The sequence below is a fragment of the Amycolatopsis sp. NPDC051128 genome (genome assembly GCF_040682715.1).
GTDB lineage: Bacteria > Actinomycetota > Actinomycetes > Mycobacteriales > Pseudonocardiaceae > Amycolatopsis.
This window is the reverse complement of record NZ_JBFBBN010000099.1, coordinates 1-7,802: the sequence shown is the minus strand read 5'-3', so window position 1 is coordinate 7,802 and position 7,802 is coordinate 1. Positions and strand designations below refer to the sequence as shown.

Genomic DNA, 7,802 nt, shown 5'->3' with positions numbered 1-7,802 from the left:
GAAGAAGAGGGCCTGGGCCCGGTCGAGACATAAAAGTCTCCCGGACCCAGGCCCTTTTTCTATACCCACCCACCACGAGCGGGCCATCCAGACACGCGAGTTCCGGGCTCAATCACGCGAGTTCCGGCCCCAATCACACGAGTTCCGGCCCTAGTCACGCGGATGACGGCCCGGATCACACCGGCCGACCCTCCAGGCACGCGAACCGACCCTCCAGGCACGCACTGTCCCGGCACGCGAGCCGACCGCCTGGGTACGCGAGCCGACCCCCCGGACACCGGTACTGGCGTGATCAGAGCCGGAACTCCCGTGACTGGGGCCGGAACTCGTGTGATTGGAGCCGGAACTCGCGTGACTGGGCGGGCATCTCGCGTGACTGGAGGGGTATCTCGCGTGACTGAGGGGGCATCGGGCCGGGAGGGTTGTCCGCGGCATGCGGAAGGGGGCCAGGAGCGGAGCTCCTGACCCCCTTCAGACGGGTAGTGGGGTTACTTCACGGCCGAGCCGGCCTGCCAGTCGGCCCAGGACTTGGACCAGTCGCCGTACAGGTCCCACACCGGGAGCTGGGGCCCGCCGGAATTGGTGACCTCCACGACGTCGCCCAGGCCCATGTTCTGGAAGAACCACTGGGCGTTCGCGTCGTTCAGGTTGATGCACCCGTGCGAGACGTTCGAGCTGCCCTGCTGCCCGACGCTGTTCGGGTTCTCGTGGACGAACTCGCCGTCGTTCGAGATCCGCTCCGACCACTTCTCGTTGGACCGGTACGCCTTCGGGTCCGGTGGGCAGACGCCGTACGTGCACGAGTCCATCGTGTAGTTGGCCTGCTTGTCCGAAATGACGTGCGCGCCCAGGTGGGTCGGCGTCGCGTCCTTGCCCATCGAGATCGGCATCGACTTCACCATCGCGCCGTTGTGGAAGATCTGCATCTGCTCGGAGTTCCCGTCCGCCTTCGCGATCCAGGAATCGTGCACTTTGTACGTTTCCGCACGATCTTCCGCGCCGAACACTCCGCCGCCGAAATCGACGCCGTAGATTTTCGCCGTCACCTTGAGGGTGGTGCCGGCCTTCCAGTACTCCTTCGGCCGGTAGTGGACGTTCGAGTCGTCGATCCAGTACCAGCTGCCGTCCTGCTTCGGCGTCGATTCCACCGTCAGGGCCTTCTCGACCGCCGCCTTGTTCTTCACGGCGACCTTGCCGAAACTGAACACGATCGGCTGGCCGACGCCGACGCCCGTGCTCGCCACCGCGGTCGGCGCCGGGATCAGGTTGGCGTTCGCCTGCTTCTTCGGCGCGATCGTGCTGATCTGGTTGTCCTGCTCGACCGGCTTCCCGTTGGCGCCTTGGGCGTGCGCGACGATCTTGTACGTGCTGCCGTAGCCGAGCGGCTCGCTCGAGGTCCAGCTGAGGCCGTCCTCGGCGAGTTTGCCGGCGACCGTCTTCCCCTTGGCGGTGTTGGTCACCGTGACGTCGAGGAGCTTCCCGTTGGCCGCCTTGACGACGATCGGCGTCGCCGGGTTCACCCCCGTGCCGCCCTGGGGTTCGAACGACACCGCGACCGGCGTGTCGGACGAGGCGGACCCCGACGCCGGTGCCCCGCCGGCGGGCGAACCGCCGTCGTCACCGGACGAGCAGGCGGAAAGCATCAGTGCTCCGGCGAGAATTCCGGCCACCGAAAGTAAAATCTTCTTGGGGAGCATATTGTCTCTTTTTTAAAAATCGGGATCGGCGGGCATTCGTCATCAAAACTACGCGATAGCGATGACGTCCTTACCGGCAGATCGGTGCATCGGCGTGACGCGGATCACGTGATGACGAGCCCTGGAGCGCCGTAAAGTCCCGGCCCCTCCACCGAAATCTCGGCGAGGTACTCCCGCGCGGCCGTGTACGCCTCGTCCGCCAGTGCCTCCGTGTGCCCGAAGTCGAGGGGATTCACACGTGCCGGCGCCGGCCCCGGCAGGTACAGCACGGGCACCTGCGCGCCGGCCAGCGGCGCTTCCAGCACGGCCTGGTTCCGCATGCTGATCATCGCGGTGAACATCATCACCTCGGCGAACGTCCGCGGCGCGCCGGGCATCTTGCCGGGGAACGCGCAGTCGAGCACCACCAGCGACTTCGCGCCCATGGCCAGCGCCTGCCGCATCGGCACGTTCGCGACGAGCCCGCCGTCGTACAGGAGCCGGCCTTCGTGCTGGACCGGGGGAAAGATGCCGGGGATCGCGCAGCTCGCCAGTAGCGGCTCGAGCAGCCGTCCGGACCGGATCAGCAGCGGCTCGGCCGTGTCGACCTGCGTGGTGACGACGCCCAGTGGCAGCGCGAGGTCCTCGAAGCGGGTCTCGGCGCCGAGGTGGTCGGCGATGATGGTCGTCAGGCCGGTGTTGGGGAACAGGTGCGTCTTGCTCTGCGTCAGCGTCCGGACGCGGCTCAGCACGCCGCCAGGGAACGCCTCGGCGCGGGTCATGTGTGCCCAGATGCCGTGCAACCGCGCGAGCGCGTCGTCGCCGGGCAGCGCGAGCACCGCCGCGTTGAGCGAGCCGACCGATGTGCCGGCCACGAGGTCCGGACGGAGTCCGGCTTCGCTGAGCGCGCGGAGCATGCCGACCTGCATGGCGCCGAGGCTGCCGCCACCGCCGAGGACGAAGCCGACCGGGCGGGGGAGATCCGCGAGACTCATGCCGCCGAATGTAGTAAGCGCGCCCGCCGTGGACGCCGGGAGGGGCGGGCCGTCAGGGCACGCGTTCCGGTTCGCGTTCGGGTTCCGCGAGTGCCTTGCGCTTCTTCAACCGCAGCAGGAAGAACACCGCCGCGGCCGCGAGCACGCCGACGACGATCAGGCCGCCCGTGTTCAGTGCGCCTTCGATGCGTTTGGCGGCCTCGCCCAACGCCGCGCCGATACTGATGTGCACCAGTGACCAGCAGAACGCGCCCGCCGCGGCGGCCGGCAGGAACTTGCGGAACGGCAGCCCGGACGTCCCGGCCGCGGCCGGGGTGAGCGTCCGGATCACCGGCAGGAAGCGGGCGAAGAACACCGCCCAGGCGCCGCGGCGTTCGAGGACGGCGGTGGCCTTGTCCCAGCCCTCGAGGCCGTACTTGCGGATCAGCTTCGTCTCGCGCAGCCGGGGGCCGAAGCGGCGGCCGATGAGGTAGCCGAGCGCGTCGCCCGCCGTCGCGCAGAGGGTGACGACCAGCCACAGGACCAGGAACCGCGGGACGGTGTTCGCCGTCGTCGCGGCGACGAGGAGCCCGGATTCGCCGGGGGCGAGGAAACCCAGCCCGATCGTGCATTCGGCGAACACCAGGCCACCGGTCGCCGCGACGAGCCCCGGTTCCGGGAGTCCTTGCAACCAGCTGAGAAGGTCCGAAACCAGGGCCATGCCGCCACTTTACCGATCCTTTAAGGATGGTGAGGTGACGTGCGTCACCTGGCCAGCAGTGACGCGGCCTCCTGAGCCGCGGGTCCTTCGGTCGCGAGATGCCGGAGGTTCTCCGGTAGAACCTCGCCGCGGTGGGCCTTGGTCTGGGCGTACAGCCGTCCCGCGCGGTAGGACGACCGCACGAGCGGGCCCGCCATGACACCGGCGAAACCCATCGCCTCGGCGGCCTTCGAGTGCTCGACGAACTCCTCCGGCTTGACCCACCGGTCCACCGGGTGGTGCCGCGACGACGGCCGCAGGTACTGCGTGATCGTCAGGATCTCGCAGCCCGCGTCGACCAGGTCCCGCATCGCCGGCGCGACCTCGTCCGGCGTCTCACCCATGCCCAGGATCAGATTCGACTTCGTCACCAACCCCGCCTCACGCGCCTTCGTGATCACGTCCAACGACCGCGCGTACCGGAAGCCGGGACGGATCCGCTTGAAAATCCGCGGCACTGTCTCCACGTTGTGCGCCAGCACCTCCGGCCGCGAGCCGAACACCTCGGCCAGCTGGCCGAGGTCCGCGTTGAAGTCCGGGATGAGCAGCTCGACGCCGGTGCCGGGGTTCAACGCATGAATCTGCCGCACCGTCTCCGCGTACAGCCAGGCACCACCATCTTCCAGGTCGTCGCGCGCGACGCCGGTGACCGTCGAGTACCGCAGCCCCATCGCCTGCACGGACTCGGCGACCTTCCGCGGCTCGGTCCGATCCAAAGCAGCCGGCTTACCCGTATCGATCTGACAGAAATCACACCGCCGCGTGCACTGATCACCACCGATCAGGAACGTGGCCTCACGATCCTCCCAGCACTCATAAATGTTGGGACAACCCGCCTCTTCACACACCGTGTGCAAACCCTCGCGGCGCACCAAGCCCTTCAGCTCGGTGAACTCCGGACCCATCCGTACCCGCGTCTTGATCCACGGCGGCTTCTTCTCGATCGGCGTCTCACTATTGCGAACCTCGAGACGCAACAGCTTCCGGCCCTCCGGCGCAGCACTCACGCGGTCAACCCTACGCCCGCCCCCGAGGTGATTCCGGCTACGCGGGGTCGGGAGTGACGCTGGTCAACTTCGCGGTGACGTCCCACAATCCGGCGCCCAGCGACTCGTTGCGTGCGGAGGCGAGCGGGCTCACCTTCACCGGGTACCCGCGCATGCCGCCGACGCCCCGCGGGCCGATGTAGTCGCCGCCCTCGACGCCGTCCGCGGTGGCGGCGTACAGCTGCGGAAGGGCGCCCTGGCGGACGTTCTGGGCGAACAGGATCTCGCCGATCCGGTTGCCGCCGCCGATGACGGCGCGCAGCACCGGGTTGCGGTACGACCGCGCCATACCCTGGCCGAGGCCGGTCCCCGTGTAGCCCGGGTGCGCGGCGACGCTGCGGACGTCGTCACCCGCGGCACGCAGGCGCCGGTCCAGCTCCAGCGCGAACACCTGGTTCGCCAGCTTCGACTGGCCGTAGGCCGCGCCCGGGTTGTACCGCCGGTGCTCGAAGTTCGGGTCGGCGACGTCGATCCGCGCGCCGGTCGCCGCGAGGCTCGACAGCGTGACGACGCGGGCGGCGGTGCCGCCGCGCAGCGCGGGCAGCAGTAGCCAGGTGAGCGCCGCGTGGCCGAGGTGGTTCGTGCCGAACTGGGTCTCGAAGCCGTCGACGGTCTTCCCGCGCGGCGTCGCCATCACGCCGGCGTTGTTGACCAGCACGTCCAGCGCGTCGCCGGTGAGTTCCCGCACCGACGCGGCGGCCGCGCGCACCGACGCGAGCTCGCTCAGGTCCAGTGGGACGAGTTCGGGTGCGGCGCCCGCGGCGGCCGCGCGGACCTGTTCGAGGGCCTTCGCGCCGCGTTCGGCGGAGCGGCAGGCGAGGAGCACGCGGGCCCCCTTGCCCGCGAGCACCTCGGCGGTGCGCAGGCCGAGGCCGGAGTTGGCGCCGGTGACCAGGACGGTCCGCCCGGTCTGGTCGGCGATGTCGGCTTCGGTCCAGCGCTGGGTCATGCGCATACTTAACTCCTGTTACGCACTCGGCGCGAGCAACCGGCGGAGGTGTCCCATCACCGGATGGCGGCGGGCGGGCGCCTCGCGGCTCGTGCGCAGCAGCGCCTCGAGCGCGTGGCCCACCTTGACGATGTCCTCGCCCGGCTCGCGCGGGTCGGCCAGCCCGGCGGTGACGGCGAGCATCCGCAGCTCGCCTTCGTGCATCCGGCGCAGCGACGCGTGCCGCTCGTAGGCGCCGTCCAGCACCGCGCGCAGCGTTTCGTGCTCCTCGACAGTGGCGCGCCATGCGCGGGTGACGGCGTCGACGTTGTCGCCGAGACCGTCGGCTTCGTCGGGGTCGGTGACCTCCGCACGCAGCCGTCCGCTCAGCGTCCGTGTCCACTTGTACTGCAGGGCGGCCAGGACGTTCTCCTCGGTGCCGAAGTGGTCTTCGGCACCGGGAACCTCCTCGAGCGGCAGCGGCGCGCCCGGGTTCCGGGCGGCCAGGCGGACCGTGGCTTCGAGGATTTCCTGACGTCGGTAGAAGTCTGTCCAGCTCATCGTGTGGATTCCCTTCCGTGGCCCGGGTCATACCGCCGGTTTGCGGCATACTCCCGGTACGGACCTGACGCCGCCAACATACCATGGGTATGGAGAGATCCTCCGGGCGTAAGGTGTGAAGGTGGCGACAATGAGGTCCAGACGACTCGACTACTCGGAGTCGACGCGGTCCGCGCTGGTCGACAGCGCGGTCGAACTGTTCACCAAACGCGGTTACGCGGGCACCTCGCTCGACGAGATCGCCAAACGCGCCCGGGTGACCAAAGGCGCGCTGTACCACCACTTCAGCGGTAAGCAGGCCCTCTTCGAGGCGGCGTTCGACCAGGTCGAAAGCCTCGTCTACGACCGGCTCGACAAGATCATGACCGGTGACGGCTCGCCGTGGGAACGGGCCCTCGGCGCGCTCAACGCGTTCATCCGCGCCTGCCTCGACCCGGCCTACCAGCGGATCGCCATCCACGAAGCGCCGGTCGTCATGGGCTGGGAGCGCTGGCGCGAAGCCGAGGAGCGGTGCAGCTTCGGGCTCGTGCGGTCCGGCCTCCAGTCGCTGATCGACGCGGGCGAGGTCGAGCCGGTGCCGGTGGAGGTCACCGCCCGGCTGCTGTTCGGCGCACTGTCGAGCGCGGCGACCGAGATCGCCAGCTCGCCGGACCCGAAGAAGGTCGGGGCCGAGATCGAGGACGTGATCGTCCGCATGCTGGTCCGGCTGCGGCGCACCGACGGCGAAGAGACCGCGCGCTCGATAGGCTGATCTTCGTGGACTTGAGGATCTTCACCGAGCCCCAGCAAGGGGCCAGCTACGACGACCTGCTGCGCGTCGCCAAGGCGACCGAAGCCGCCGGCTACGACGCCTTCTTCCGCAGCGACCACTACCTGAAGATGGGCTCGGCCGACGGCCTGCCCGGCCCGACCGACGCCTGGATCACCCTGGCCGGCCTGGCCAGGGAGACGACCCGGATCCGGCTCGGCACGCTCGTCACCGCGGCGACGTTCCGGTATCCGGGCCCGCTGGCCATCGCCGTCGCACAGGTCGACCAGATGTCCGGCGGCCGCGTCGAGCTCGGCCTCGGCTCCGGCTGGTACGAGGCCGAGCACGAGGCGTACGGCCTGACGCTGCCGCCGCTGAAGGAGCGCTTCGACCGCTACGCCGAGCAACTCGAGATCGTCACCGGCCTGTGGAAGACGCCGCCGGGTTCGACGTACTCCTTCGAGGGCCAGTACTACCGGCTCGTCGACTCGCCCGCGTTGCCCAAGCCGGCGCAGCGGCCCGCGCCGCCGGTGATCATCGGTGGCGGCGGCAAGAAGCGCACGCCGGCGCTGGCCGCGCGGTTCGCCGACGAGTTCAACCTGGCCTTCACCGACATCGAAACCGCGGCGGCGCAGTTCGCCCGCGTCGAGGCGGCGGCGCACGAGATCGGCCGCGACCCGAAGGAGATCCTGCGCTCGGTCGCGCTGGTCATCGGCGTCGGCCGCGACGACGCGGAGGTCGCGCGCCGGGCTTCGGTCATCGGCCGGGACGTGACCGAGCTTCGCGCGAGCGGCCTGGCCGGGACGCCCGCCGAGGTCGTCGACAAGATCGGGCAGTGGCGGGAGAAGACCGGGATCACGCGGGTCTACCTGCAGCTGCTGGACCTTTCGGACCTGGACCAGATCGACCTGATCGCCACCGAGGTCGCGCCGCAACTGGACTGAGCAGCCCCCGATTTCCACGCTACGGGGAGGCACCGACAGTTCCGGGCCACGAAAGCCGTGAATGTCGCATTGAGGGACTTCACGCTGGAGGCGCCGCTGCTGGCGCCGTTGCCGACCGACGAGTTCGACATCGCGCTGACCACGACGCCGCGGGTCGACCGATAC

At 69.5% G+C, this 7,802-nt stretch carries 8 protein-coding genes; 2 read left to right on the top strand and 6 right to left on the bottom strand.

Annotation, left to right across the window (positions count from 1 at the left end):
* Window positions 1-488: 488 nt before the first annotated feature.
* From AB0M82_RS45775 to AB0M82_RS45750, 6 genes are all read right to left on the bottom strand, one after another.
* Window positions 489-1,697: an Ig-like domain-containing protein gene (locus AB0M82_RS45775; RefSeq protein WP_364736155.1), complete on the bottom strand. Its 1,209-nt coding sequence runs from the start codon at window positions 1,695-1,697 to the stop codon at window positions 489-491.
* A gap of 104 nt (window positions 1,698-1,801) precedes the next feature.
* Entirely contained in the window at window positions 1,802-2,671 is an 870-nt protein-coding gene (locus AB0M82_RS45770) for a patatin-like phospholipase family protein (RefSeq protein WP_364736153.1), read from the bottom strand.
* Window positions 2,672-2,723: 52 nt separating this feature from the next.
* A complete protein-coding gene (locus tag AB0M82_RS45765; protein WP_364736150.1) occupies window positions 2,724-3,371 on the bottom strand; it encodes a DedA family protein in 648 nt (215 codons plus the stop codon).
* A 44-nt stretch (window positions 3,372-3,415) separates the two neighbouring features.
* Complete coding sequence (lipA, locus tag AB0M82_RS45760; protein WP_364736148.1) at window positions 3,416-4,417, bottom strand: lipoyl synthase; 1,002 nt, start codon at window positions 4,415-4,417, stop codon at window positions 3,416-3,418.
* A gap of 37 nt (window positions 4,418-4,454) precedes the next feature.
* Entirely contained in the window at window positions 4,455-5,405 is a 951-nt protein-coding gene (locus AB0M82_RS45755; protein WP_364736158.1) for an oxidoreductase, read from the bottom strand.
* 18 nt (window positions 5,406-5,423) lie between these two features.
* Window positions 5,424-5,945: a hypothetical protein gene (locus tag AB0M82_RS45750; RefSeq protein ID WP_364736147.1), complete on the bottom strand. Its 522-nt coding sequence runs from the start codon at window positions 5,943-5,945 to the stop codon at window positions 5,424-5,426.
* A gap of 130 nt (window positions 5,946-6,075) precedes the next feature.
* Here AB0M82_RS45750 and AB0M82_RS45745 point away from each other — a divergent pair, with 130 nt between their 5' ends.
* Together AB0M82_RS45745 and AB0M82_RS45740 are read left to right on the top strand one after the other, a co-directional pair.
* Entirely contained in the window at window positions 6,076-6,696 is a 621-nt protein-coding gene (locus tag AB0M82_RS45745) for a TetR/AcrR family transcriptional regulator (RefSeq protein WP_364736145.1), read from the top strand.
* Window positions 6,697-6,701: 5 nt separating this feature from the next.
* On the top strand, window positions 6,702-7,637 hold the full coding sequence (locus AB0M82_RS45740) for an LLM class F420-dependent oxidoreductase (RefSeq protein ID WP_364736144.1): 936 nt from the start codon (window positions 6,702-6,704) through the stop codon (window positions 7,635-7,637).
* The last annotated feature ends 165 nt before the right edge of the window (window positions 7,638-7,802 follow it).

Coding starts and splice junctions, on each gene's coding strand:
- AB0M82_RS45750 (WP_364736147.1), bottom strand. CDS start 5,945: ATGAGCTGGACAGACTTCTACCGACGTCAGGAAATCCTCGAAGCCACG.
- AB0M82_RS45745 (WP_364736145.1), top strand. CDS start 6,076: ATGAGGTCCAGACGACTCGACTACTCGGAGTCGACGCGGTCCGCGCTG.
- AB0M82_RS45775 (WP_364736155.1), bottom strand. CDS start 1,697: ATGCTCCCCAAGAAGATTTTACTTTCGGTGGCCGGAATTCTCGCCGGA.
- AB0M82_RS45755 (WP_364736158.1), bottom strand. CDS start 5,405: ATGACCCAGCGCTGGACCGAAGCCGACATCGCCGACCAGACCGGGCGG.
- AB0M82_RS45770 (WP_364736153.1), bottom strand. CDS start 2,671: ATGAGTCTCGCGGATCTCCCCCGCCCGGTCGGCTTCGTCCTCGGCGGT.
- AB0M82_RS45765 (WP_364736150.1), bottom strand. CDS start 3,371: ATGGCCCTGGTTTCGGACCTTCTCAGCTGGTTGCAAGGACTCCCGGAA.